The organism is Nonomuraea sp. JJY05 (genome assembly GCF_043496855.1).
Classification (GTDB): domain Bacteria; phylum Actinomycetota; class Actinomycetes; order Streptosporangiales; family Streptosporangiaceae; genus Nonomuraea.
Map to the genome: position 1 here is coordinate 245295 of NZ_JBIEIS010000009.1, position 25127 is coordinate 270421.

The following is a 25127-nucleotide window of genomic DNA, read 5'->3' on the forward strand; positions in this document are numbered from 1 at the left end:
GAAGGTCATGACGGGTTCAGACCACGGGCCGATGTGCGGCGCCGCGGGGCTTCATAGCGTGGCGGTCCATGAAAGCCACTCATCCTGTCTGGGCCGTGCTGATCGCCGTCGCCGCGATGTTCGCGCAGGTGTACGGCGGCGCCCTCCCGGCGATGCTGCTCCTGGACCCGGGCGACGCCCTCTACCGGCCGGTGGGCGTGGCCGGGATCACGCTGGCCTCGCTCGGCATCGTCTACCTGATCCGCCGCTTCCTCGGCCGCCAGTCGTGGCGGGGCGTGGGGCTCACGAGGTCCTGGCGGGCCGTGCCGCACCTGCTGGCGGGTGTGCTGGCCGGCGCGGCCGCGGTGACCGCCTCCAGCGCGCTGTCGGTGGCGCTCGGCGTGGCCACCTGGGCGCCGTGGGACGTGGTGCGCGTCCAGCTCCCCTACCTGCCGCTCTACGTCGCCATCGCCCTGCTCGGCCAGGCGTTCCCCGAGGAGCTGCTGTGGCGGGGACACCTGTTCGACACGCTGTCGGGCCGGCTGTCCCCGAGGGCCGTGCTGATCGTGGTCTCCGTGACCTTCGGCGCGCTGCACATCATCTCCCAGAGCGCGGCGGACACCCCCGCCGAACGCCTGCTCTACGTGCTCCAGGCGATCGGCCTCGGCTTCGCCTGCGCCGCGGCGCGGGCGCGCACCGGAGCGGTGTGGATGGCGGTCGGCGTGCACACCGGCTTCCACACCGGCAACATCGTGCTCCCGACCGAGGACGTCCAGTACGGCGTGCAGCTCGTCATCCTGGCCTGCACGCTCACCGTCGCCGGCCTGCTCATCCTGGCCAGGCGCAAGGACGGCCAGACCGAGCCCATGGAACCGGGATCCGGTGGGTTGGCCCGGGAGAGCTCCTGGGAGGCGGGGCGTTCCGGTGGTGATCCGACGAGCGGGCGCGGCCGGGGTGGGCAACCCTCGCCGTCGTCGCGCCGCGGCTCGTGGGGCAGGATCCAAGGGTGAGCGAACTGCACTACGTGACCGCGACCGAGCTGGCGCACCTGATCAGGACCAGGCAGGTGAGCGCCGTCGAGGTCGTCCAGGCCCACCTCGACCGCATCGAGCAGGTCAACCCGCGTGTCAACGCCATCGTGACCCTGGTCGCCGAGCAGGCGCTCGACGCGGCCAAGGCGGCCGACGCGCGGGAGCCGGCCGGTCCGCTGCACGGCCTGCCCGTCGCGCACAAGGATCTCGTCGACACGGCCGGCATCCGCACCACCTACGGATCGTCGCTCTTCGCCGACAACGTCCCGGCCCAGGACGACGTGATCGTCCAGCGGCTGCGCGCCGCCGGGGCCATCACCATGGGCAAGACCAACACGCCGGAGTTCGGCACCGGCTCCCACACCGTCAACGAGGTGTTCGGCGCCACCAGAAACCCCTACGACCTGTCCAAGTCCGCCGGCGGCAGCAGCGGGGGCGCCGCCGCGGCCCTGGCCACCGGCATGGTCCCGCTGGCCGACGGGTCCGACATGGGCGGCTCGCTGCGCAACCCGGCCTCCTTCTGCAACGTCGTCGGCCTGCGCCCCACCCCGGGCCGCGTCCCCGACCCGTCCGACACCAACGCCTGGTACACGCTGTCCGTGCAGGGGCCGATGGCCAGGACGGTCGAGGACGTCACGCTGATGTTCGGGGCGATCGCCGGGTTCGACCGGCGCTCCCCGTACTCGATCAAGGAGGTCTTCGCCCCGGAGCCGGAGGAGGGCGTGCGGGGGCTGCGCGTGGCGTGGAGCCCGGATCTCGGCGGCCTGCCGGTGGACCCCAGGACGGCGGAGGTCACCGCGACGGCGCCGCAGGTGTTCGAGCGGCTGGGGGCCGCGGTCGAGCAGGTCGAGCTGGACCTGTCGGAGGCCGAGGACGCGTTCAGGACCTACCGGGCGTGGAACTACGTGCTGTCCTTCGGCGACCTGACCGGGCTCGGCCCCAACACCGCCTGGAACGTCGAGCAGGGCCGCAAGGTCACGGGCGCCGACCTGGCCCGGGCCGAGCGGGGCCGCAGCCGCCTCTACCAGCGGATGGCCGCGTTCTTCGACACCTACGACGTGCTGATCGCTCCTGTCAGCCAGGTGCCGCCGTTCCCGGTCGAGCAGCCCCACGTCAGCGAGATCAACGGGGAGCCGATGCCCGACTACCTCGCCTGGATGCGCTCCGCGTACTGGATCAGCGTGCTGCACGCCCCGGCGGCGTCCGTGCCGGCCGGGTTCACGGCGGACGGGCTTCCGGTGGGGGTGCAGATCGTGGGCCGGCCGTTCGAGGACGCCAGGGTCCTGCGCGTGGCCCGCGCGTTCGAGCAGGCCACCCGGCACGGCGAGCGCCGCCCGCCGCTGTAGCCGCCGCGCAGGTGGCTCAGAGGGGCTCGGACGGGTCGCCGTACGGGTGGCGCAGCGGCGACTCGCGATAGCCGTGCATGCCCTCCAGAAACCCGAACAGCCCCACCGCCAGCAGCGGCCAGGACACCAGCACGCCGGAGGCCGTCAGCTTCAGCGCGCCGGGGACGACCTTCACCCCGGGCGCGGCGGCGGCCTCGACCACGACCGCCCCGATCGTGAACGTGGACCCGACCCACAGCGTCAGCATCGCCGCCAGGATGCCGCCCGCGCAGAGCCCGAGCAGCACCGCCAGCATCCACCGCCGCGCGGCGAACCACGCGACCCCGCCGCACAGCAGCCCCAGGCCGCCGGTGATCACCGCGAACCACCCGTCGGCCGCGATCAGCGCCTGCGTGGACGGGTCGGCCAGCACCGTCCCCTGAGCGGTGACCTGGTACGGCGCCCGCGGCGTGATCCCTGACCAGACCAGCCCGGCAGCCGCTCCGAGAGTGGCGAGTGCGAGGACAGTTACCGCGAAAGCGCGCACTTCCCTCGTCACGCCACTCCCCCTTACATGTGTGTCCGAATCAGCTCGATGGTATCCCCCGGCTAGGCTCGCTTCGTGATTGCAGAAGAGGTCTGGTTGATAGAGCCCTCCGGCCCGCTCCGGGGGGACGTCGAAGTACGCGGCTCCAAGAACGGAGTCTCCAAGCACATGGTCGCCGCCATGCTGGGCGGCGGTGAGAGCAGCATCCACAACGCCCCCGAGGTGGGCGAGGTGGAGATCACCGCCGCCATGCTGCGGGCGCTCGGCATCCATGTCGAGATCTCCCGCACGGAGATCAGGATCGCGCGGGGGCAGGCGATCGAGCCGAGGGTGCCGGACGCGTTCACCGGCCTGAACCGCATCCCCATCCTCATGCTCGGCCCGCTCCTGCACCTGGCGGGGGAGGCGTTCGTCCCGCTGGTGGGCGGCGACCCGATCGGGCGGCGGCCGGTCAACTTCCACGTGGAGGCCCTGCGCGCGATGGGCGCCGAGGTGGAGGTCGGCGACACCGGCATCTTCGCCAAGGCCGGCCGGCTCCACGGCACCCGGATCGAGCTGCCGTACCCGAGCGTGGGCGCCACGGAGACGATCCTGATGTCGGCGGTCCTGGCCGAGGGCAAGACGGTGCTGAAGAACGCCGCGATGGAGCCCGAGGTGGTGGAGCTGGCGCTGTTCCTGCAGCGGATGGGGGCCAGGATCGAGCTCTCGCCCGACCGCAGGATCGTCATCGAGGGCGTCGAACGCCTGCGCGGCGCCTCCACCTGGCTGACCGGCGACCGCATCGAGGCGTTCTCCTACCTGGCGGCCGGCCTGGTCACCGGGGGAGAGGTGCGGGTGCACGGCTGCCCGCAGGACCGCCTGGTCACCGCGATCACCACGCTGGCCAGGATGGGCGCCCAGTTCGACATCAACGACGAGTACCTGTGCGCCACCGCGCCGCCCGAGGGGCTGCGCGCGGCGGCCGTGCAGACCGACACCCACCCCGGGTTCATGACGGACTGGCAGACGCCGCTCATGGTGCTGTTCACGCAGAGCCAGGGCATGTCGGTGCTGCACGAGACGGTCTTCGAGAACCGCCTGGTGTACGTGCCCGCGCTGCAGAAGATGGGCTGCGAGATCGAGGTGTTCGACCAGTGCTTGGGCGGCCCGGCCTGCCGTTACCACGACACCAACGCCAGGCACTCGGCCGTCGTGCGCGGCGTGTCCAAGCTCAAGGGCGCCGACGTGACGCTGCCCGACATCCGGGCGGGGTTCTCGGCCGTGCTGGCGGCCGCGGTGGCCGACGGGCCGTCCACGCTGCGCGGCGTGCACCACATCGAACGCGGTTACCACCGGCCGTTCGAACAGTTCGCCTCCCTCGGTCTGCACATCCGCAGGCAACGGTAAACAGGTGACAAGCGGGCGTTTGGCGCGGATCCGGACGTCGCAGATCATGTGACGTGACCGTACTCAGATCCGTCGGCGCGCTCGGGCTGGCGGGGGCGCTCGGAGGGGTGCTGACCGCGGCACTGGCCGCGCCCGTGGTGAGCGGGGGCGGCATCGCCGCCAAGAACGTCGCGAACACCTTCGTCGACCTGCCGCCCGCCCCGCGCGAGGAGCCCCTGGACCAGGTGACCAGACTGCTGGACAAGGACGGCAGGACGTTCGCCCAGTTCTACGAGGCCAACAGGACGGCCGTGCCGCTGCACGCCGTCGCCCCGGTGATGCGCAAGGCGATCGTGGCCATCGAGGACGCCCGCTTCTACGAGCACGGCGGCCTCGACGTCCGGGGCACCTTCCGGGCACTGCTCACCAACACGCAGGCCGGCGGCATCAGGCAGGGTGGCTCGTCCCTGACGCAGCAGCTCGTCAAGAACATCCTGATCGAGGCCGCCCGCAACGAGGCCGAGCGCGACCGCGCCCGCGCCCCGAACCTGGCCCGCAAGATCACCGAGCTGCGGCTCGCGCTGGCGCTGGAGAAGAAGTACCGCAAGGACCAGATCCTGGAGCGCTATCTCAACATCGCCTACTTCGGCGCCGGAGCCCACGGCGTGGAGGCGGCGGCCAGGCGGTTCTTCTCCACGTCGGCCTCCCGGCTGAGCCTGAGCCAGGCGGCCACGCTGGCGGGCGCGGTGCGCATGCCGTACTCGACCGACCCTTCGCTCGGCAGGGCCCATCGCGAGCGCCTGAAGACGCGGCGGGACCTCGTGCTCGACCGCATGGCCGGGCTGAAGCTGATCAGCCAGCAGGAGGCGACGAGCGCCAAGGCCGCGCCGCTGGCCATCAGGCTCAGGCCCGAGCCCGGCGGGTGCGAGCAGAGCGCCTACCCCTTCTACTGCCTCTACGTCCAGCGCGAGCTGCTGTCGAACCCCGTCTTCGGCAACACCGAGGCCGAGCGGCGGACCCGGATGGCCAGGGGCGGTCTGACGATCAGGACCAGCCTCGACCCGATCGCGCAGCGCGCCGCTGAACAGGCCATCCGCCGCCACGTCTGGCCGGAGGACACCGAGGTGGCCGCCGAGGCCATGGTCGAGCCGCGAACCGGGCGGATCAGGGCGATAGCGGCAAGCAAACGCTTTGGCCGCAACCCCGGCAACCGGAAGAACGGCCCCAAGACCACCTTCAACCTGGCTGCGGACGTGGCGCACGGAGGCGGTCAGGGGTTCCAGGCCGGGTCGACGTTCAAGGTGTTCACGCTGGCCACGGCGCTCCAGCAGGGGTGGCGGTTCGGGGACGGCTTCAACACGCCGGGCGAGCTCGTGCCCGGGCAGGGCTACCGCGACTGCTCGGGCCGCGCCGTGAACGACCCGGACACCCGCATACTCAACGCCACCGGCGAGGGCTCCGGCGGCCCGCACAGCATCGAGACCGGCACCTGGAAGTCGGTGAACATCTTCTACATGATGCTGGAGCGCAAGGTCGGGCTCTGCAACGTGGTGCGGACGGCCAAGGCGCTCGGGATCGCCAGGGCGGACGGGGAGCCGCTGAAGGAGGTGCCGACGTTCACGCTGGGCGTGAACGAGATGGACCCGGTGACGGTGGCGGCGTCGTTCGCGACGTTCGCGGCCAGGGGCATCTACTGCCGGCCGCTGGCCATCGTCGAGATCGTCGGCAGGGACGGGCGGCGCACCCACGTGCCGCCCTCGTGCGAGCGGGCCATCGAGCAGGAGGTCGCGGACGCGGTCAACCACGTGCTGGAGGGCGTCTTCTCCAAGGGCACCATGCAGGGCCAGAGCATCGGCCGGCCGGCCGCCGGCAAGACGGGCACCAACAACGGGTACACCTCGGCCTGGTTCGCCGGCTACACGCCCTCGCTGGCGGCGGCGGTCAGCGTGGGGGACATCCGCGGGTCGTATCGCTTCCCCTTGCAAGGGGTGCAGATCGGTGACGACTACTACGGAGCGGTGCAGGGGGCGTCGCTGCCCGGGCCGATCTGGGTGGAGTCGATGGAGTCCGCGCTGCGGGGCGTCGAGCCCAAGGGCTTCTCCGGGCCGGACATGGCCCGCTTCGGCGGCGGCAACACGCCGGGCCTCGAGCAGGCGCTCGCCGAGGAGGAGCGGAAGAGGCGCGAGGCCGAGCGCGGGCGGGGGCGCGGCGACCACCCGTTCTTCCGGCGGCACCGGCGGCTCTTCGAGTGGCTCCTCGGCCAGTCGCCCCTGGAGACGCCGGAGCCCCGGCGGCCGCGAGGAGCGCGCGGCTAGGAGGACTTCCCGATGGGAGCGGTGACGGCTCTGGTGAGCGTGATGAGGTTGTCGGGCGCGGTCTCGATCTGGAGGCCGCGCTTGCCGGCCGAGAAGTAGATCGTCTCGAAGTCGAGCGCCGAGGAGTCGACCACCGTCGGCAGCTGCTTGCGCTGGCCCAGGGGGCTGATGCCGCCCACGACGTAGCCGGTGACGCGCTCCACCTTGGCGGCGTCGGCCATGGCGGCCCGCTTGCTGTTGAGCGCACTGGCCAGGGCCTTGAGGTCGAGCTTGCCCGCCACGGGCACGACCGCCACGGCCAGCCCGCTCTCCACCTCGGCCACCAGCGTCTTGAAGATCCGCTCGTACGGGACGCCGAGCGCGTCCGCGGCCTCCTCGCCGTAGGCCTGGGCCGAGGCGTCGTGCTCGTACGGGTGGAGCGTGAACTCGGCCTTGGCCTTGGTCAGCGCCATGGTGGCCGGGGTGCCGCCCTTGCCTTTCGATTTGCTCACGGAATCCGATTGTAGCGAATCTACAACGTAAAGGCCTTGCCGGGGGTGTACCCGAACGCCCGCCTGAACACGTCGATGAACGCGCTCGCGGAGGCCCATCCGCACCGGTGGGCGACGGTCGTCACGGCGACGCCGTCGGCCAGCAGGAGCAGCGCTTGGTGCAGGCGGAGCTGGGTGCGCCACTGCGGGAAGCTCATGCCCAGCTCGCGCCGGCACAGCCTGGCCAGCGTACGGTCGCTGGTGCCGGCCTGGGCGGCCAGCTGTGCCAGGGTCCTGCCGTCGGCGGGGTCGCGGTGCAGGATCGCACAGACGGCGGCCAGCCTGGGGTCGCGGGCGGTGGGCAGGTGAAGCGGCTGCTCGGGGGCGCGCTTGAGCTGATCGACGAGCACAGCCCACAACCGCTCCCGCTCTCCGCCGTCCCCACCGCCACGCCCTCCGGCGTCGCCCACACCACCGCGTCCACCACCGCGTCCACCGCCGCCCTCACGGCCGTCCCCGCCGTCGCCCGCGCCGCCTCCACCGCTGCGCTCTCCAACGCCGCTGCCACGCCCTCGGATACCGCCTCCGCTGTCTCCCGTGCTGTCGCCGGTGCCAGGGACGGTGCCGGGGCTGCGATCGTCGCGCAGGGCGTCGGAAAAGGCGTGGTCGGCGCTGCCGGGGGTGGTTGGTGGGCGGCGGGTGGCCGGAAGGGCGTGGCCGGTGTTCGCGGGGTCGAGGGGGACGTCCTTCAGAGTGCTGGAGTTCCTTGGGCGGCCGTCGTCCGGGCGCGGTGGTGGGGTGCCGGGACCGTCAGGGTGGCGGGGTGGGGAGGGTTGGGTGTCGGTCGTGTAGGCGATGATCAGCTCGCGGAGCAGGGGGCCGACGACGAGGACCGTGGGGTGGTCGAGGCCGAGGGGGTTGTCCGCGAGGCCCACCAGGCGGAGGTCGGTGTCGCCGTGGGCGCGGTGTTCGTGGACGGTGCCGGCCGGGATCCAGATGGCGCGGTTGGCCGGGGCGACCCAGGTGCCCGCGCTGGTGGTGACCGAGAGCACGCCGCGGCAGGCGTAGACGATCTGGTGGGTGTCGTGCCGGTGGGCGTCGATCCCCGCGCCCGGCGCCAGTGGCCGCCGCCCCGTCGGCGCCTCGGGGAGATGGCGGATTGGCGTCATGGATTGGCATTTTATCGGAAGCGGGCCAGCCGCCATCGGGAAAGGATCGGGGGGTGAACAGGACCCCGATGCTCGCCGCCGGCCACGCGGCCGTGGATTTCTACCAGGGCGCCGTCCCCGCGCTCGTGCCTTTCCTGGTGGCGGGCCGCGGCTACGGGTACGTCGCCGTGTCCGGCATCGTGCTGGCGGCCACGCTGCTGTCGTCGGTCGTGCAACCGGTGTTCGGCGTGCTGACGGACAAGTGGCGGATGCCGTGGCTGATCCCGGTGAGCACGCTCGTCGCGGGCGCCGGGGTGGCGCTCGGCGGGGTGACGGACTCCTACGTGCTGACCTGGCTGGCCGTGGCGCTGTCCGGCCTCGGCGTGGCGGCCTACCATCCGGAGTCCGCGCGGCTGGCCAGGATCGCGAGCGAGGGCAGCCACGTCCGGATGAGCTGGTTCTCGCTGGGCGGGACGCTGGGCTTCGCGTCGGCTCCCGTGCTGGTGACGCCGTTGCTGGCGGGGTGGGGGCTGGGCGCCTCGCCGTTCCTGGCCGCGCCGGCGGTGCTGGGGGCGGTGGCGACACTCCCGGCGGTCCGGGCGCTGGCCGGGGGAGGGCGGGCGGCGCGGGCCGCGGCGCCGGTGTCCGGCCGGGACGACTGGCCGTCGTTCGTCAGGCTGACGCTGGTGATCGTGTTCCGCTCGGTCGTGTACGTCGGGCTGAGCGCCTTCGTGGCCCTCTACATGGGCGGCGGGGCGGCGGGCGCGGTGGCGTTGTTCGTGCTGTTCGCGGGCGGGGCGGTAGGGACGGTGCTGGGCGGCAGGGCGGCGGCCCGGTGGGGGCGGATGCGGACGATGCGCCTGGCCTACGCGCTGGCGGTGCCGGCGGTCGCGGGGGTGGTGCTGGCGCCGGGACCTGTCGCGTACGTCTTCGTCGCGGCCTCCTCCATCGCCCTGTATGCGCCGTTCTCCCTGCATGTCACGCTGGGCCAGGACTTCCTGCCCACCCGGGTGGGCACGGCCGGCGGCGTGACCCTGGGGCTCGCGGTGAGCGTGGGCGGCCTGGCCAGCCCGCTGGTGGGCGCGCTCGCGGAGGCCACCACGTTGCGGACGGCGCTGGCGTGCCTGATCGTCTTCCCGGCCCTGGCCTGGCTGCTGGCCCGGACGCTGAAGGAGCCGGTGCTGGAGCCCGCCGCCTGACCTTCCGTCGCGCAGGGTCAACCGTGGCCCACGGAAACGGGGAAGTCGGCGACGTCACGGTCCGCGCCCGCGCGGCCGAGGGGCGTTGAAGTGAGGGCCGGTCGTGACGGCGGCGGGCGGCGGCCGGCCGTGCTCCGCCGTAACGGCTGGGGGTGGGCGGGTGTGGTCGGCGGCGAGGCGGGGTGAGGCCGGGTGTGGTCCGTGGCGAGGCCGGGTGTGGTCTGGGGTGTGGTCGGCCTTAAAAGACTCGGGTGCTGTTCAGCGGCGGTAGGTGGAGAGGGCGACGGTGCTGGTGTTGTCGCCCGGGTTGGGGTCGAGGCGGGACGAGTCCACGTGCGTGGTGACGCGCGGGTAAAGGGCGGCGCGGCGGTTGACGCGGACGCGGGCCGTCAGCCGGACCGGGCTCCCGGGGTGGATGGCGGCGATCGTGCAGGTGGCCTGCTTGCCCGAGCGCTTGCACGACGCGCCGTTCACCGAGGACAGGCTCGTGCCGGCCGGCACGTTGAACGTGACGGGCACCTGGGCGGCGCCCATCAGTCCGCGCATGGTCACGGTGGCCCTGACGACCGCGGTGCCGCCGCCGCGCCTGACCGGGCGGCGCGGGCCCGAGGAGCTGATGGACAGCGCGTCGTACACCCCCTGCGGGTCGGCCTGCTTGATGATCGCACCGTAGCTCTCGGCGTTGAGGGCGTTCGCGACGGAGTAGCCGTCCGCGCCGCCGTCCTCCGTGCCCGCCGACAGCACGCCGATCAGATCGTCGGTGCCTCTGAGCAGCCACGGACCGCCGCTGTGGCCCTTGAACAGGTGGCAGTTGCGCGTCTCCATGCGCCCGCTGTCGGACGTGGCGGTGATGCGGGAGACGAGGAGGGTGCCGGTGTCGGCGATGCCGCCGGTGGGCTCGGTCTTGGCCAGGCACCAGAGCTGGTCCCTGCCGTCGTACGGCTTCCTGCCGGTCACGCCGGGGTAGCCCGTCGTGGCGACGGTGTACTCGCCGCCCTGGTTGCGGATCGGGGTGAAGGCGCCGACGGCGTCCTGGAGCGTGCGGTTCTTCCTGCCGACCTCGATGAGGGCGATGTCGTAGTGCGAGTTCCAGTCGCCGCCGCTCATGCCGGTGTAGGCGTCGGGCTTCCACGCCCGACGGGCGCCCCACCGCCCGTACGGCTCGCGGCCCCGCACGTCGGCGGCCTGTCCGTCGTACGCGGGCACGAACGCGAAGTTCGTGTGCCACCGGCCGGCCGACGCGCCCAGCGGCACGCTGTAGACGCAGTGGGCGGCGGTGACGATGAGCAGCCCGACCGCCGAACGCACGACGGACGCGCTGCAGGAGTCGTCCAGCCCGTTGGAGTTGACGTAGAACAGCCGGCCGGTGACGCGGCTCTGGGAGGCGGCGGTGTACGGGCGGGGCGTGGAGGCGTAGCCGTTGGCGTCCCCGCCGGGGGTGATCCGTTTGTCCTCCGGCACGCTGCGCAGCTGGACCTGAGCCTCCAGGCTCTTCGGCAACCCCGCGGCGCCCTGGGCCCGTGCCTTGAGGCTCTTGGGCAGCTCCGCGGCGTTGGCGCGGGCCTGCTTGCTCGCGGTCCAGTAGCGCACGGCGCGGGCGGGTTGCATCAGGGGGGACGACGCGGCGCCCCAGGCGCGGTCCTGGACGGGGGTCAAGGGGGGCTGCTGCCCGGCGGTCGCGGGCACCGCGAGGGCGACGCCGGCCAGCGTGGTGAGCGTGGTGACCAGGACCTTCGGCACGGTGTCCCCTTTAAGCGAAATCGGCAACGTCTCGATAACTCTAAGTTACGAAATGCAGACGAAGCGTAGTTAGGCGACCCGTGTCGCCATACCGTCCCGGGCGTTCAGCCGGCTGCGGCGTCGCTGTCACGACCCGGCGGCAGGAACTCTGCGGTGCCGGCCTCGGACGGCTCGCGGTCGGGCCGCAGCCCGCGCCACGACGGGTGGCGCAGGCGGAGGTCGCCGGTGACCTCGGCGTACTGCACCTCACCGACCACGCGCGGCTCCACCCACCGCGCGTCCCTGGCGTGCTCGCGCGGCACCGGCTCGTCGAACGGCGGGCCCGGGCGTTCCAGGGGCGCCAGGCGTTCGCCCAGGTCGCGCAGCATGGCCTCGGTGAACCCGGTCCCGACGTGCCCCACGAACCGCAGCCGTCCCCGCTGGTCGTAGGCGCCCAGCAGCAGCGACCCGATCATCCCGGAGCGCCGCCCGCCCCCCGGCTTCCAGCCGCCGATCACGACCTCGGCGGTGCGTACGTTCTTGACCTTCGTCCAGTCGCCGCTGCGCCTGCCGGGCCGGTACGGCGAGCCCATCCGCTTGCACACGACCCCTTCGAGCCCGAGCTGCCGGGAGGAGTCGAACGCGAGCCCGGCGTGGTCGGCGAACCACACGGGCACCTCCCAGCGGTAGCCGGGCGTGAAGGTGGTCTCGAGCAGTTCCCGGCGGGCGCTGTAGGGGCGGGAGACGGTGCTGTCGTCGTCGAGGTGCAGGATGTCGAACGCCATGAACGTCACCGGCACCGACCTGGCCAGTTCGGCCACCGCCGCCGGATGGCGCTGGTGCATCCGGGGTTGCAGCGCCTCGAAGCTGGGCCGCCCGGTCTCGTCGAACGCCACGATCTCCCCGTCGATCACGGCCGCGTGCCCGCCGGCGGCGCCGGCCATGAGCTGGAGCTCGGGGTAGGCGGGGGTGATGTCCTTGGCGTTGCGCGACATCAGGCGGACGGAGCCGCCCTGGAGGTAGGCGAGGGCGCGCACGCCGTCCCATTTCATCTCCACGGCCCAGTCCGCACCCTGGACGGAGGTCAGGGTGCCGAGCTGCGCCAGCATCGGCGCGTAGGCCGGCAGCCGCACCATGGTGCATGCCGTACCCCGGGGGGCTGATCGACAGTGGCGGAGCGGGGTCTACAGATGGTCAAGCGCGGTGTCTTCGACGAGCTCGGCCAGGTCCACGCCGTGGGCGGCGAGCTCGGCGACGGTGGCGCAGTAGCCCTGCAGGTACGTCGTGCCGTTGACCCGGTGCGAGACACGCAGCAGCGGGCGATCGTCCAGGATGATCGCCTCCACCACGATGCCGCCGGGGCCTCGCCACTGTCCCACCCGCGTAACTGTAAGGGCGTGGACATAATGGACACGTAATGGGAAAGTCCGCACCTGGCCTCGGCGGGCGGGGTGACGGCTTTTCCGGGACATGGGCTCACAACCTTTGGGTAAGGAGAAATTGCCGCCTTTTGGGCGTTCGGCGTTATCGGGGGCCTGGGGCGGGCAGTGGTGACGACTCTCGGCTTTCCCGGCCGTGGCCGTGCCCCGCGACGGCCGCGGCAGTGCCCCGGCGGGCCCGGTCCGGGGCTGCGGCGGCCGTGGGCTGCGACGTCGGCGAGCGCCGCCCACGGCCACCCGCCGTCCTCCGCTCCGATGAGGGCGGCACGCCGTCCCGGATGGTGGACAGAACCTGATTCAGGGGCCGGACTCCGTAGACTGTGATGGTGATTTCCCGTATTGACATGCGCGGTTCTCTTCCGGAGGACCTGCGCGACGTGCTGCCCCGCGCCGAGCTCGACGTCGAGGCCGCCCTGGAGAAGGTGCGGCTCATCTGCGACGACGTGCGCCATCGCGGGGCGGCAGCCGTACGGGAGCTGACCGCCAGGTTCGACGGCGTCGAGATCGCCTCCACCCGCGTCTCCGCCGAGGCCATCGGCAAGGCCCTGCGTGAGCTCGACCCCAAGGTCAGGGTGGCGCTGGAGGAGTCGATCAGGCGGACCAGGCTGGTCCACCGCGATCAGCGGCGCACCGACGTCACCACCCAGGTCGTGCCCGGCGGCACCGTCACCGAGCGGTGGGTGCCGGTCGACCGGGTGGGCCTCTACGTCCCGGGCGGCCGCGCGGTCTACCCCTCCAGCGTGGTCATGAACGTCGTGCCGGCGCAGGAGGCCGGCGTCGGTTCGCTGGCCGTGACCAGCCCGGCGCAGAAGGAGTACGGCGGGCTGCCGCACCCCACGATCCTGGCCGCGTGCGCGCTGCTCGGCGTGGACGAGGTCTACTCGGTGGGCGGGGCGCAGGCGGTGGCCATGTTCGCCTACGGCACGGAGGAGTGCCCGTCCGCCACGATGGTGACCGGTCCCGGCAACATCTGGGTGGCGGCGGCCAAGCGGCTGCTCAAGGGGCGCATCGGCATCGACTCCGAGGCGGGCCCGACCGAGATCGCCATCCTGGCCGACGAGACGGCCGACCCGGTCCACGTGGCCGCCGACCTGATCAGCCAGGCCGAGCACGACCCGATCGCCGCCGCCGTGCTGGTCACCACCAGCGTCGAGCTGGCCGACGCGGTCGAGAAGGAGCTGCCGGGCCAGGTGTCGGCGACCAGGCACTCCGAGCGCATCGCCGAGGCGTTGGGCGGCAGGCAGTCCGGCATCGTGCTGGTCGGCTCGATCGAGGACGGCATCAAGGTCGTGGACGCCTACGCCGCCGAGCACCTGGAGATCCACACCGCGAACGCCGCCGAGGTGGCCGGGAAGATCCGCAACGCCGGGGCCATCTTCGTGGGCACGTACGCCCCCGTGTCGCTCGGCGACTACCTCGCCGGGTCCAACCACGTGCTGCCCACGGGCGGCTGCGCCTGCCACTCCAGCGGCCTGTCGGTGCAGTCGTTCCTGCGCGGCATCCACGTCGTCGACTACACCCGCGAGGCCCTCGCGGGCGCGGCGGCCCATGTGTCGGTGCTGGCGGACGCCGAGGACCTTCCGGCCCACGGCGCCGCGGTCCGCGCCCGATTCGACTGGCAGATTCCCACGGAGACCGCGTGAACCTCGACGACCTGCCCATCCGAGACGACCTCCGGGGTAAGTCGCCGTACGGCGCGCCCCAGATCGACGTCCCCGTCAGGCTCAACACCAACGAGAACCCCTACCCGCCCTCGCCGGAGTTGGTCGCCGACCTGGCCGAGGCGGTCCGGGCGAGCGCGGGCGAGCTCAACCGCTACCCCGACAGGGACGCCACGGCCCTGCGCGCCGACCTGGCCGGCTACCTCGGCCACGGGCTGACCACCGGGCAGGTGTGGGCCGCCAACGGCTCCAACGAGGTGCTCCAGCAGATCCTGCAGGCCTTCGGCGGTCACGGCCGCACGGCCATCGGGTTCGAGCCGTCCTACTCGATGCACCCGATCATCACCAGCGGCACCAGCACCGAGTGGGTCGCGGCCAGCCGCGAGGACGACTTCTCGATCGACCCCGGCAAGGCGACGGCGGCGATCGAGGAGCACCAGCCCGACATCGTGTTCCTGGCCTCGCCCAACAACCCGACCGGCACCGCCCAGCCGCTCGAGACCATCAAGGCCGTCTTGGGCGCCGCCCGGGGCATGGTCGTGGTCGACGAGGCCTACGCCGAGTTCGCCCGCGAGGGCACGCCGTCGGCGCTCACCCTGCTGCCCGAGCACCCCAGGCTGATCGTCACCAGGACGATGTCCAAGGCGTTCGCCATGGCGGGCACCCGGCTCGGCTACCTCGCCGCCCACCCGGCCGTGGTCGAGGCGCTGCTGCTGGTGCGCCTGCCGTATCACCTGTCCACGCTCACCCAGGCGGCGGCGCGCGTGGCGCTGCGGCACCGCGCCGAGCTGCTGGGCACGGTCGACGCCCTGCGGCGCGAGCGCGACGACACGGTCGCGTGGCTGCGCTCCAAGGGCCTGGCCGTGGCCGACTCCGACGCCAACTTCGTGCTGTTCGGGCGCTTCCCCGACCGGCGCCAGGTGTGGGAGGGGCTGCTGGAGCGCGGGGTGCTCATCCGCGAGGTGGGCCCGCCACAATGGCTGCGGGTGTCGATCGGCACCGGTGAGGAGATGGCGGCCTTCCGCGCCGCCCTGGAAGGAGTCTTGTGAGTCGCGTAGGCCGCGTCGAGCGCGTTACGAAGGAGACCTCGGTCCTGGTGGAGGTCGGCCTCGACGGCACCGGCCGGGTCGAGGTGTCCACCGGGGTCGGCTTCTTCGACCACATGCTGGCCCAGCTGGGCAAGCACGGGCTGTTCGACCTGACGGTCAAGACCGAGGGCGACCTGCACATCGACTCCCACCACACGATCGAGGACACCGCCCTCGCGCTGGGCGCGGCGTTCCGCGAGGCGCTGGGCGACAAGTCGGGCATCAGGAGGTTCGGCAGCGCGTCGTGCCCGCTGGACGAGTCGCTCGCCCAGGTCACCGTCGACCTGTCCGGGCGCCCCTATCTCGTGCACTCCGAGCCCGAGGGCATGGCGCCGATGATCGGCCCCGAGTACGACACGACGATGACCCGCCACATCCTGGAGTCGCTCGTCGCGCAGGCCGCGATCTGCCTGCACGTCCACGTGCCCTACGGGCGCAACGCCCACCACATCGTGGAGGCCCAGTTCAAGGCCCTGGCCAGGGCGCTGCGCGAGGCGTCCGAGCTCGACCCGCGCGCCACGGGCGTGCCGAGCACCAAGGGCGTCCTATGACCGAGAACATCCTCGCCATCGCGATGGTGTTCATCGGCCTGTTCCTGATCGGCGGCGTGTTCTCACTGGCCAAGCAGGGGCTCAAGATCGGTGCGGCCGTCTGCGCGCTGGGCGCGGCGATGGCGATCACGGCGGGGGTGCTGTGGTGGTAGGCAAGAAGGTCGTGGTGCTCGACTACGGGTCGGGCAACCTGCGCTCGGCCGAGCGGGCGCTGGCCAGGGTGGGCGCCGACGTGACCGTCACGTCCGACTTCGACGCCGCCATGGAGGCCGACGGTCTCGTGGTGCCGGGCGTCGGCGCGTTCGAGGCGTGCATGACCGGGCTCACCAGCGTGCGCGGCGAGCGGATCATCGGGCGGCGCCTGTCCGGCGGGCGTCCGGTGCTGGGCATCTGCGTGGGCATGCAGATCTTGTTCGCCCGGGGCGTCGAGCACGGCGTGGAGACCGAGGGCTGCGCCGAGTGGCCGGGCACGGTGGAGCGGCTCGAGGCGCCCGTGCTGCCCCACATGGGGTGGAACACGGTCAAGGCGCCCGCCGACAGCGTGCTGTTCGCCGGGATCGACGCCGCGACGCGTTTCTACTTCGTGCACTCGTACGGGGTGCGCGAGTGGGAGCTGCACGCCGGCGAGGGGTTCGCCGAGCCGCTGGTGACCTGGGCCGAGCACGGCGTCCCGTTCGTGGCCGCCGTCGAGAACGGCCCGCTCAAGGCCACCCAGTTCCACCCCGAGAAGTCCGGCGACGCCGGAGCCGTGCTGCTGAAGAACTGGCTCGGCACGCTGTGAGCGCGCCGAGCACCCGGCTCTCGTGAGCAAGGAGCTCCCATGAGCAAGGAACGCGCGCGCCGCAGGGCCGAGCGGGAGGCGGAGCGGGCGCGCGCGATCCGGGCCAACGAGGAGCGGCAGGCGCGCCGGGCCCGCCGCCGCGCCCTCCTGGCCCGGCTGACCCCGCGCCCGGTGCGGTTCTACCGCCAGGGCGGCCTGATCGCCCGCCGCCACCGCGCCCAGAACATCGTGGTCGCGCTGGGTTTCCTGTTCGTCCAGGCCATCGTGTGGCTGGTGTGGGGCTCGTTCCCGCTCAGCCTCGCCGTCCTGGTCTTCTCGCTGCTGCTGGTGCCCGTTGTCGTGACCCTCGCTTTCGACCGGAGGATCTGAATGTCGCTCGTATTGCTGCCCGCCGTGGACGTCGTCGACGGCCAGGCCGTGCGCCTGGTGCAGGGCGAGGCCGGGACCGAGACCGGCTACGGCGAGCCGCTGGCCGCCGCGCTGGCCTGGCAGGAGGCGGGTGCCGAGTGGATCCATCTGGTCGACCTGGACGCCGCGTTCGGCCGGGGCGGCAACCGGGAGCTGCTCGCCGACGTCATCGGCCGGCTCGACGTGAACGTGGAGCTGTCCGGCGGCATCCGCGACGACGACTCCCTGGCCGCGGCGCTGGCCACCGGCTGCCGCCGGGTCAACATCGGCACCGCCGCTCTGGAGAAGCCCGAGTGGTGCCGGAAGGTCATCGCCGAGCACGGCGACAAGATCGCGGTCGGGCTCGACGTGCGCGGCACCACGCTGGCCGCCCGCGGCTGGACCGAGGACGCCGGTGACCTGTGGGAGGTCCTCGACCGCCTCGAGGCCGACGGCTGCCCGCGTTACGTCGTCACCGACGTGACCAAGGACGGCATGCTGAAGGGCCCGAACCTCGACCTCTACCGTCAGATCCTGGCCCGCACCAGCCGGCCCGTTGTGGCCAGCGGCGGCGTCTCCTCCATCGATGACCTGGTCGCGCTCGCGTCCCTCGTCCCCGACGGGCTGGAGGGCGCCATCGTGGGCAAGGCCCTCTACGCTCACGCGTTCACACTGGAAAACGCGCTTGCCGCAGTACGCGTGTAGCTCTTGCCGGGAGGGGGCGAGATGAGCGTCAGCATCTTTGGTATGGAAAGCACCGGACGCAGGGTGTTTTCCGGCGGCATCTGGGAGGAGCGGTACGGCTACGCCCGTGCCGTCGTGGCGGGCGACCGGGTGATCGTGTCCGGCTGCACCGCCACCGTCGACGGAGAGGTGCGCCATGTGGGCGACGCCTACAGGCAGAGCCTGACCGCGATCGACATCGCGCTGGAGGCCGTCCTGATGGGCGGTCTGACCAGCGAGGACGTGGTCATGGTCCGTTACTATGTGGTGGAGCAGCGCCACTTCGACCTCGTCGGGCAGGCCATCGGCGAGGTCTTCGGCAAGGTGCGCCCCGCCTGCACCGGAGTGAGGGTCGCCGGGCTGGTCGACCCGAGAATGCTGGTCGAGATCGAAATCGAGGCACACCGAGCATGACCGTAGCCGTAAGAGTCATCCCCTGTCTCGACGTGGACGCCGGCCGCGTGGTCAAGGGCGTCAACTTCGAAAACCTCCGCGACGCGGGCGACCCCGTCGAGCTGGCCAGGCGCTATGACGAGGAGGGGGCCGACGAGCTGACCTTCCTCGACATCACGGCGTCGTCCGGCGAGCGGGAGACCATGCTCGACGTGGTGCGCAGGACCGCCGAGCAGGTGTTCATCCCGCTCACCGTCGGCGGTGGCGTGCGTTCGGTGGAGGACGTCAACCGCCTGCTGCGGGGCGGGGCCGACAAGGTCTCGCTCAACACCGCGGCCATCGCCCGGCCCGAGCTGCTCACGGAGGCGTCCCGGCGCTTCGGCGCCCAGTGCGTCGTGCTGTCCGTGGACGCGCGCCGCGCGCCCGGCACCCCCAGCGGGTTCGAGGTGACCACGCACGGCGGTCGCCGCGGCACCGGGATCGACGCGGTGGAGTGGGCGGCCCGCGGCGAGGAGCTCGGCGTGGGGGAGATCCTGCTCAACTCGATGGACGGTGACGGCACGCTCGACGGCTACGACCTGGAGATGCTGCGCGCGGTCCGCGCCGCGGTGCGGGTGCCGGTGATCGCCAGCGGCGGCGCCGGACGGCTGGAGGACTTCCCTCCGGCGGTGGCGGCGGGCGCCGACGCGGTGCTCGCGGCGTCGGTGTTCCACTTCGGCACGCTCAAGATCTCCGAGGTCAAGGACACGCTCCGGATGGCGGGCCACCCGGTCCGCTAGCCCGCCGGGGCGGGTGTCACGCGTGCGGGCGGGTCGCGAGGCCCGCCTGCGCGCGTCCGTCAGAAGACCCGCAGGTGGTGGAACAGCTCGTACGCGACGTCCTTCGCGGCGAACGCCGCCGCCTCCGAGCGCTTGACCGCCAGGTACGCGCTGCGCCGCAGCGGCCCCAGCGCCTCCATGAGCACCTCGTCGGCCTCCAGCGCGTCCAGCGCCTCGTCCAGCGACGCGGGCAGACGGGTGTACTGGCCGGGCCGGGTGTCCGGGTCGACGTCCACCGGGGCCCCCGGGTCCAGCTTGCGCCGGATGCCGTCCAGGCCGGCGTGAATGACGGCCCCGAGCGCCAGGTAGGGGTTGGCGGAGGAGTCGGACGGCTTGAACTCCAGGTTGGGTTCGCCGCTCTCGCCGAGCGGGGAGCACACGCGTACCGCGGCCTCGCGGTTGTCGGGCCCGTAGACGGCGTACGCGCTGGACCACGTGCGGGGCGCCAGCCGCCGGAAGCTGTTGACGCTCCCGCACGTCAGCGCCGTCAGGCCGGGCAGGTGGGCCAGCAGGCCGCCGATGAACCCGTCGCGCACCTCGCCGTCCTCGGCGAAGACGTTGCGGTTGTCGCTCCACAGGGACAGATGCAGGTGGGCGCCGTTGCCCGCCTGGTCGGCCAGCGGTTTGGGGGCCAGCGTGGCCCACATCTGCATGCGCAGCGCCGTCCCGCGCACGGTCTCGCGGTAGAGGACGTGGTTGTCGGCGGCGCGCAGCGCGGGCGCGTGGCGCACCGACAGTTCCTGCTGTCCGGGACCCAGCTCGGGATGGTAGTGCTCGACCCGCAGGCCCTGCGTCTCCAGGGCGTGGATGAGCTTGATCGTGTAGTCGTGGGCCGTGTCGAACCCGGCGTTGGCGTAGCACAGCGAGTCGTCGAGCGGGACCAGCCGGTCGGGGCCGCCGGTCGGGTCGGGCAGGCGGCGGCCGAGCGTGAACTCCGGCTCGAACGCCGCGACCAGCGTGTAGCCCTCGGTGGCGAGCTCGGCGACGGCGTCCTTGAGGAAGGTGCGCGCGCAGGCGCCCCATGGCGAGCCGTCCGGCAGGCGCAGGTCGGACAGCATCGCCGCCGCGCCCGGCGCATGGGGCAACGGGACGTAGGTGGCGGGGTCGGGGACAATGCGGACCTCGCCCACCGGACCCATGTGCTCGACGTCCTGGAGCTGGTCGAGCATGTTCATCGCCATCATGGCCACCGTGTGCCCGATGCCCGTGTTGAGCCGTTCGGCCAACCTCGACCGGGACGCGGCCTTGCCCCGGATCACGCCACCGTGGTCGGCGTAGAGAAAACGGATCAGCTCGATGCCCTCGAGCTCGGTTCGCTCGAGGATCCGCCGCGCGTTCGGATCGAGCTGATTGATCTTGTTGCCGCTCGGGCGATCTCTCATCCTGCCTGCGTAACACGATCCGGCAGCGCGGGGAAGCATCTGGCGCAGACAGAAGCCTCGCGTCAGGTCAGAACATTTGTGAAGAACACAGCCAATTGGTCGGCTCCGTGAAGGATTCCTTCAAACACTCCGTTGACCGCCGCCGCAGCCTGGGTCGGCTTGGTGAACAGGTAGAACACCACGAACGCGACAGCCACGTAGGTGATCACCTTCTTGACCTGCATGGGGGCCTCCTGCAGTCCATTCCCAGCCGTATATACCCGGATCTGGGCGATCATCGGCATCTTCTGTGAAGATGTACATGATCCTAACCGGGGGGCTTCCTTACTGAGCCAATGGTAAGCGCAGAAGGTCTGGCGTGAACCCCTAGTTCATCGGGATTTCCGCGATAGGTCGTCTGGATCACTCAGACGCCGAGGGAGGCGTCGCGCAGCCGTTCGACGGCCTCCGGGTCGCCCGTCAGCTCCACCCTGGTGTGCCGCTGCCGCCCGAAGCAGAACATGAGCAGCTCGGCCGCCCGGCCGGTGACCTCGACCCGCGCGCCGCCGCGGGGGCCGCCGAGCGCCACGCCGCCGCCGAGCCGGTGCAGCACCACGCCGACCGGCGCCTTGCGCAGCATCAGCCGGGCTCCGGTGGCGACCCGCTTCCAGACGAGCCGTTCGAGGTCGTCGGACAGCTCGCGGGGCTCCCATGACGGCTGGGCGCGGCGGACGTCCTCGTGGTGGACGAAGAACTCCAGCGTGTTGACGGCGTCGTCGAGGAAGGGCAGCAGCCCGTAGACGCCGCCCGGCTTGCGTACCAGGCCGACCAGCTCGGGGAAGGGGTGGCGGGCCTTGAGGCCGTCCTGCACCGAGGCGGTGTAGCCGGCCAGGGGCTTGAGCGCGATGCCGCCCATCGCGTCGGGCCTGCGCTCGCGCAGCACGAGGTGGGCGGCCAGGTCGTAGGTGGTCCAGCCCGTGCAGAGCGTCGGGGCGTCCGGGCCGAGGCGGTCGAACAGGTCGCAGAGTGCGGAGCGTTCGTCGCGAGCGTACGTCACGTGGTCAACCCTACCGGTGGGAATAACGTGCACATCTGGAGTGATAGTGACTTAGGTAGAAATGCCGGATTGAAAGGGGAACGTGCCGCGTGGCGACCAAGGTCACCTCGGCCGTGATGCGTCAAGGGCTGCGTGTCCTTGGGGTGGCCATTCGCACGGAGAAGGCGGTGTTCGCGCTGGCGGTGCTGGCCAGCGCGCTCTACGGCGGCATGACCGTCGCGTCCGCATGGGCGCTGGGCTGGGCGACCCAGAACGTGGTGCTGCCGGCCTTCGAGTCGGGCCGCATCGCTTCGGGGGCGCTCTGGACAGGAGTGCTCCTCATCGTCGGGACGGCGCTGCTCAAGGCGGTCGGCGTGGCCGGGCGCCGCATCCTGGCAGGGGTCATGCAGTACCGCATGCAGGCCAGGTCGCGCAGGGACGTGACCAAGCAGTACCTGCGGCTGCCGCTGTCCTGGCACCACCAGCACCCGACCGGGCAGCTCCTGTCGAACGCCAGCGCCGACGCCGAGGCCGCCTGGGCGCCGCTCGCGCCGCTGCCGATGGCCGTGGGCGTCATCGTCATGCTGTTCACCGCGGCGATCGCGATGCTGTTCACGGATCTCGCGCTCGCGCTGGTGGGTTTCTTGATTTTTCCGGCTATCGCCGTACTTAACCTGATTTATCAGCGCAAGCTCAGCCCGCTCGCCACCCGCGCGCAGCAGCTGCGCGCCGAGGTCAGCGAGATCGCTCACGAGAGCTTCGACGGCGCCCTCGTCGTCAAGACCCTCGGCCGGGAGGAGCTGGAGACTGACCGGTTCCGGCGGCGCGCCCACGAGCTGCGCGACGCCAACATCGCGGTCGGGCGCGTGCGCGGGCTGTTCGACCCGCTGCTGGAGGCGCTGCCCACGATCGGCGTGCTCGCGGTGCTCGCCGTCGGCGCGGCGCGGCTGTCCTCCGGCTCGATCGACTCCGGCGACCTCGTGCAGGTGGCGTACCTGTTCACGCTGCTGTCCTTCCCGATCAGGGCGCTCGGCTGGGTGCTGGCCGAGCTGCCGCGCAGCGTCGTCGGCTGGCAGCGGGTGCAGGCCGTGCTGGAGGCCACCGGCTCCATGGAGTACGGCGGCGTGGCGGCCACGACCTCCTCCACCCCCGCCGCGCTGGAGATCTCCGGCGTCTCCTACGCCTACGGCGAGGCCGAGGTGCTCCACGACGTCACCTTCGACGTGCCCGCCGGCCGTACCGTCGCCCTGGTCGGGCCCACCGGGTCGGGCAAGTCCACGCTCGTGCAGCTGCTCGTCCGGCTCGTGGACCCCGGCACCGGACAGGTGCTGCTCGACGGCGTGGACCTGCGCGAGCTGGCCTACGGCGGCATCGCCGAGTCGGTGGCGCTGGTGCCGCAGCAGACGTTCCTGTTCGACGACAGCGTGCGCGGCAACATCGCGCTCGGGCTGGAGACCGGTGACGAGGACGTGTGGGCCGCCCTGCGGCTGGCCCAGGCCGACGGTTTCGTGGCCAGGCTCGCCGACGGGCTCGACACGCGGATCGGCGAGCGCGGCGCGACGCTGTCCGGCGGCCAGCGCCAGCGCCTCGCGCTGGCCCGCGCGGTCGTGCGCCGGCCCCGCCTGCTCATCCTCGACGACGCCACCTCCAGCGTGGACCCGCAGGTCGAGGCCAAGATCCTGTTCGGGCTGCGGGACGCGGCCGAGGCCTCGACCGTCGTGGTCGTCGCCTACCGGATGGCCACGATCGCCCTGGCCGACGAGGTGGTCTTCCTCGACCACGGCCGGGTCGTGGACCGGGGCACGCACGAGGAGCTGCTGGAGCGCTGCGAGGGCTACCGCAACCTGGTGACCGCCTACGAGCGCGAGGAAGCCGAGCGCGCCGCCATCGACCTGCAGGCCGAAGAGGAAGAAGGGGTCAGCGCATGACGGCGCAGAGCATCCAGGCCAATTCTGAGCGTTCCGCGCTGGCCACGATCCGGCAGGGGCTCTCGTTCACGCCCGAGTTCCGCAAGGGGCTGGCGGGCACGCTGGCGCTGGCCGTCATCGCGACCATCGGCAAGATCATCGTGCCGATCGCGGTCCAGCAGACCATCGACACGGGGCTCAAGGGCGGCTCGCCGGACCTTCCGTACATCACCAAGGCTGTTGTCATATGCGCGGCCGCGGTGCTGCTCACGGCCCTCGCCGCGTACGTCATGAACGTCCGCCTCTACAAGGCCACCGAGTCGTCCCTGGCGACCCTGCGCGTGCGCGGTTTCCGCCACGTGCACGACCTGTCGGTGCTCACCCAGAACACCGAGCGGCGCGGCTCCCTCGTCTCGCGTGTCACCAACGACATCGACCAGATCAGCGCGTTCATGCAGTGGGGCGGGCTGATGATCATCGTGGCGTTCGGGCAGCTGTTCGTGGCGACCGTGCTCATGTTCGTCTACTCCTGGCAGCTCACCCTGCTCGTCTGGGCGTGCTTCATCCCGCTGATGGTCGCGTTGCCGCGCTTCCAGCGGCTGCTGTCGCGGGCGTACACGATCGTGCGCGAGCGCACCGGCGACATGCTGGCGGCGGTCAGCGAGTCCGTCGTCGGGGCCACCGTCATCAGGGCGTACGCCTCCGAGCGCCGCACCGCCGAGCGCATCGACACGGCCGTGAACGCCAACCGGCGCGCCCAGGTCAGGGCACAGACCATCGTCGGCTTCGTCTTCCCCCTGACCGAGATCGTGGCCGCCGTCGCCATTGGCGCGATCGTGGTGTTCGGCGTGCGGCTCGGCCTGTCGGGCGACATCACGCAGGGGCAGCTGGTGGCGTTCCTGTTCCTGGTCACCCTGTTCGTCTCGCCGCTGCAGACGGCCACCGAGGTGCTGAACGAGGCCCAGAACGCCGTCGCCGGCTGGCGCCGCATCCTGGGCGTGCTCGACACGCCGCCCGACGTGGCCGACCCCGGTGACAAGGGCGTGAGCCTGCCCCGTGGCCCCATCTCGGTCGCCTTCGAGAACGTGCACTTCTCCTATCCCGGCGGCGCGCCCGTGCTGCGCGAGGTCACCGTGGACATCCCGCCGCGCTCGCGGGTCGCGGTGGTGGGGGAGACGGGGTCGGGCAAGACCACGTTCGCCAAGCTCCTGACCCGCCTCATGGACCCGGCCGCGGGCCGCGTCACGGTGGACGGCCACGACCTGCGCGACGTCCGCTTCTCCTCGCTGCGCGAGCGGATCGTCATGGTGCCGCAGGACGGCTTCCTGTTCGACGGGACGCTGGAGGAGAACATCCGCTTCGGCAAGCCGTCGGCCACCGCCGAGGAGATCCGGCTCGCGCTGACCGAGCTGGGCCTGGCCGACTGGCTGGAGGGCCTGCCCGCCGGGCTGGACACCCCCGTGGGGCAGCGCGGCGAGTCCCTCTCCGCGGGCGAGCGGCAGCTCGTGGCGCTGGCCCGGGCGTACCTGGCCGACCCCGACCTGCTCCTGCTGGACGAGGCCACCTCGGCGGTGGACCCGGCCACGGAGGTACGGCTGGCGCGGGCGCTGGAGGGCGTGACGCGGGGCCGTACGGCCGTCTCGATCGCGCACCGCCTGTCGACGGCGGAGAACGCCGACGAGGTCCTGGTCTTCGACGCGGGCCGCCTGGTCCAGCGCGGCCCGCACGCCGAGCTGGTGGGAGAGCCGGGCGTCTACGCCGACCTGCACGCGTCGTGGGTGTCGGCGGCCCGCTCCTGATGGAACGCGCGGCCTGCCGGCGTGGGTGTCGGCGGCCCGCTCCTGATCGAACGCGCGGCTGCCCGCGTGGGTGTCGGCGGCCCGC

At 72.1% G+C, this 25127-nt stretch carries 25 protein-coding genes; 16 read left to right on the top strand and 9 right to left on the bottom strand.

Going from position 1 to position 25127, the window contains the following annotated elements:
• The first annotated feature begins 68 nt into the window (after window positions 1-68).
• Complete coding sequence (locus tag ACFKCF_RS16225; protein ID WP_394494337.1) at window positions 69-989, top strand: CPBP family intramembrane glutamic endopeptidase; 921 nt, start codon at window positions 69-71, stop codon at window positions 987-989.
• Complete coding sequence (locus ACFKCF_RS16230; RefSeq protein ID WP_394494339.1) at window positions 986-2356, top strand: amidase; 1371 nt, start codon at window positions 986-988, stop codon at window positions 2354-2356. The genes ACFKCF_RS16225 and ACFKCF_RS16230 overlap by 4 nt, the downstream gene beginning before the upstream one ends.
• 16 nt (window positions 2357-2372) lie before the next feature.
• On the opposite strand, the gene ACFKCF_RS16235 is transcribed toward ACFKCF_RS16230, so the two are convergent.
• Window positions 2373-2894 (bottom strand): hypothetical protein, encoded by a 522-nt coding sequence (locus tag ACFKCF_RS16235; RefSeq protein WP_394494341.1) that lies wholly within the window; start codon window positions 2892-2894, stop codon window positions 2373-2375.
• Window positions 2895-2957: 63 nt separating this feature from the next.
• On the opposite strand from ACFKCF_RS16235, the gene murA reads away from it, so the two are divergent.
• Both murA and ACFKCF_RS16245 read left to right on the top strand, forming a co-directional pair.
• Window positions 2958-4268 (top strand): UDP-N-acetylglucosamine 1-carboxyvinyltransferase, encoded by a 1311-nt coding sequence (murA, locus tag ACFKCF_RS16240; protein ID WP_394494342.1) that lies wholly within the window; start codon window positions 2958-2960, stop codon window positions 4266-4268.
• Window positions 4269-4321: 53 nt separating this feature from the next.
• On the top strand, window positions 4322-6562 hold the full coding sequence (locus ACFKCF_RS16245; RefSeq protein WP_394494345.1) for a transglycosylase domain-containing protein: 2241 nt from the start codon (window positions 4322-4324) through the stop codon (window positions 6560-6562).
• Here the strand turns inward: ACFKCF_RS16245 and ybaK are convergent.
• Together ybaK and ACFKCF_RS16255 are read right to left on the bottom strand one after the other, a co-directional pair.
• Window positions 6559-7014, bottom strand: coding sequence for a Cys-tRNA(Pro) deacylase (ybaK, locus tag ACFKCF_RS16250; protein ID WP_394494507.1), 456 nt, complete (start codon window positions 7012-7014; stop codon window positions 6559-6561). The genes ACFKCF_RS16245 and ybaK overlap by 4 nt on opposite strands.
• Before the next feature lie 59 nt (window positions 7015-7073).
• Window positions 7074-8201 carry a helix-turn-helix domain-containing protein gene (locus tag ACFKCF_RS16255; protein WP_394494347.1) on the bottom strand — a complete coding sequence of 376 codons (1128 nt, stop codon included), beginning with the start codon at window positions 8199-8201 and terminating at the stop codon, window positions 7074-7076.
• 53 nt (window positions 8202-8254) lie between these two features.
• Here ACFKCF_RS16255 and ACFKCF_RS16260 point away from each other — a divergent pair, with 53 nt between their 5' ends.
• Complete coding sequence (locus ACFKCF_RS16260) at window positions 8255-9379, top strand: MFS transporter (RefSeq protein ID WP_394494349.1); 1125 nt, start codon at window positions 8255-8257, stop codon at window positions 9377-9379.
• 258 nt (window positions 9380-9637) lie between these two features.
• On the opposite strand, the gene ACFKCF_RS16265 is transcribed toward ACFKCF_RS16260, so the two are convergent.
• The 3 genes from ACFKCF_RS16265 to ACFKCF_RS16275 all read right to left on the bottom strand — a co-directional run bounded on the left by ACFKCF_RS16265 (window position 9638) and on the right by ACFKCF_RS16275 (window position 12477).
• Window positions 9638-11119, bottom strand: coding sequence for a trypsin-like peptidase domain-containing protein (locus tag ACFKCF_RS16265; RefSeq protein WP_394494352.1), 1482 nt, complete (start codon window positions 11117-11119; stop codon window positions 9638-9640).
• Window positions 11120-11223: 104 nt separating this feature from the next.
• The gene (ligD, locus tag ACFKCF_RS16270) at window positions 11224-12234 is read right to left on the bottom strand and encodes a non-homologous end-joining DNA ligase (protein WP_394494354.1); all 1011 of its coding nucleotides are present in this window, start codon (window positions 12232-12234) and stop codon (window positions 11224-11226) included.
• Between the two features lie 48 nt (window positions 12235-12282).
• Window positions 12283-12477, bottom strand: a complete 195-nt coding sequence (locus tag ACFKCF_RS16275) for a hypothetical protein (RefSeq protein ID WP_394494356.1) — start codon at window positions 12475-12477, stop codon at window positions 12283-12285.
• A 386-nt stretch (window positions 12478-12863) separates the two neighbouring features.
• Between ACFKCF_RS16275 and hisD the strand changes: the two genes are divergently transcribed.
• The 9 genes from hisD to hisF are packed head-to-tail and all read left to right on the top strand — an operon-like array spanning window position 12864 to window position 18900.
• Window positions 12864-14180, top strand: a complete 1317-nt coding sequence (hisD, locus tag ACFKCF_RS16280) for a histidinol dehydrogenase (protein ID WP_394494358.1) — start codon at window positions 12864-12866, stop codon at window positions 14178-14180.
• A complete protein-coding gene (locus ACFKCF_RS16285) occupies window positions 14177-15247 on the top strand; it encodes a histidinol-phosphate transaminase (protein WP_394494360.1) in 1071 nt (356 codons plus the stop codon). The genes hisD and ACFKCF_RS16285 overlap by 4 nt, the downstream gene beginning before the upstream one ends.
• Window positions 15244-15837: an imidazoleglycerol-phosphate dehydratase HisB gene (gene hisB / locus ACFKCF_RS16290; protein ID WP_185073043.1), complete on the top strand. Its 594-nt coding sequence runs from the start codon at window positions 15244-15246 to the stop codon at window positions 15835-15837. The genes ACFKCF_RS16285 and hisB overlap by 4 nt, the downstream gene beginning before the upstream one ends.
• Complete coding sequence (locus tag ACFKCF_RS16295; RefSeq protein ID WP_394494361.1) at window positions 15834-15989, top strand: hypothetical protein; 156 nt, start codon at window positions 15834-15836, stop codon at window positions 15987-15989. The genes hisB and ACFKCF_RS16295 overlap by 4 nt, the downstream gene beginning before the upstream one ends.
• Window positions 15980-16618 carry an imidazole glycerol phosphate synthase subunit HisH gene (gene hisH, locus ACFKCF_RS16300; protein WP_394494362.1) on the top strand — a complete coding sequence of 213 codons (639 nt, stop codon included), beginning with the start codon at window positions 15980-15982 and terminating at the stop codon, window positions 16616-16618. Before ACFKCF_RS16295 ends, hisH begins: the two co-directional genes overlap by 10 nt.
• A 39-nt stretch (window positions 16619-16657) precedes the next feature.
• Complete coding sequence (locus tag ACFKCF_RS16305; protein ID WP_394494364.1) at window positions 16658-16987, top strand: hypothetical protein; 330 nt, start codon at window positions 16658-16660, stop codon at window positions 16985-16987.
• Window positions 16988-17710: a bifunctional 1-(5-phosphoribosyl)-5-((5-phosphoribosylamino)methylideneamino)imidazole-4-carboxamide isomerase/phosphoribosylanthranilate isomerase PriA gene (gene priA, locus ACFKCF_RS16310; RefSeq protein WP_394494366.1), complete on the top strand. Its 723-nt coding sequence runs from the start codon at window positions 16988-16990 to the stop codon at window positions 17708-17710.
• A 42-nt stretch (window positions 17711-17752) separates the two neighbouring features.
• Complete coding sequence (locus tag ACFKCF_RS16315; protein ID WP_357728606.1) at window positions 17753-18142, top strand: Rid family hydrolase; 390 nt, start codon at window positions 17753-17755, stop codon at window positions 18140-18142.
• Window positions 18139-18900: an imidazole glycerol phosphate synthase subunit HisF gene (gene hisF, locus ACFKCF_RS16320; protein ID WP_394494368.1), complete on the top strand. Its 762-nt coding sequence runs from the start codon at window positions 18139-18141 to the stop codon at window positions 18898-18900. The genes ACFKCF_RS16315 and hisF overlap by 4 nt, the downstream gene beginning before the upstream one ends.
• Window positions 18901-18959: 59 nt before the next feature.
• Here hisF and ACFKCF_RS16325 read toward each other — a convergent pair whose 3' ends face one another.
• The 3 genes from ACFKCF_RS16325 to ACFKCF_RS16335 all read right to left on the bottom strand — a co-directional run bounded on the left by ACFKCF_RS16325 (window position 18960) and on the right by ACFKCF_RS16335 (window position 21357).
• Window positions 18960-20321 carry a glutamine synthetase family protein gene (locus ACFKCF_RS16325; RefSeq protein ID WP_394494370.1) on the bottom strand — a complete coding sequence of 454 codons (1362 nt, stop codon included), beginning with the start codon at window positions 20319-20321 and terminating at the stop codon, window positions 18960-18962.
• A 62-nt stretch (window positions 20322-20383) separates the two neighbouring features.
• On the bottom strand, window positions 20384-20599 hold the full coding sequence (locus tag ACFKCF_RS16330) for a hypothetical protein (RefSeq protein ID WP_185079467.1): 216 nt from the start codon (window positions 20597-20599) through the stop codon (window positions 20384-20386).
• 128 nt (window positions 20600-20727) lie between these two features.
• Window positions 20728-21357, bottom strand: a complete 630-nt coding sequence (locus ACFKCF_RS16335) for a TIGR03085 family metal-binding protein (protein ID WP_394494372.1) — start codon at window positions 21355-21357, stop codon at window positions 20728-20730.
• Between the two features lie 116 nt (window positions 21358-21473).
• On the opposite strand from ACFKCF_RS16335, the gene ACFKCF_RS16340 reads away from it, so the two are divergent.
• Window positions 21474-23264, top strand: coding sequence for an ABC transporter ATP-binding protein (locus ACFKCF_RS16340; protein WP_394494508.1), 1791 nt, complete (start codon window positions 21474-21476; stop codon window positions 23262-23264).
• Complete coding sequence (locus ACFKCF_RS16345; RefSeq protein ID WP_394494373.1) at window positions 23261-25042, top strand: ABC transporter ATP-binding protein; 1782 nt, start codon at window positions 23261-23263, stop codon at window positions 25040-25042. Before ACFKCF_RS16340 ends, ACFKCF_RS16345 begins: the two co-directional genes overlap by 4 nt.
• Window positions 25043-25127 lie beyond the last annotated feature (85 nt).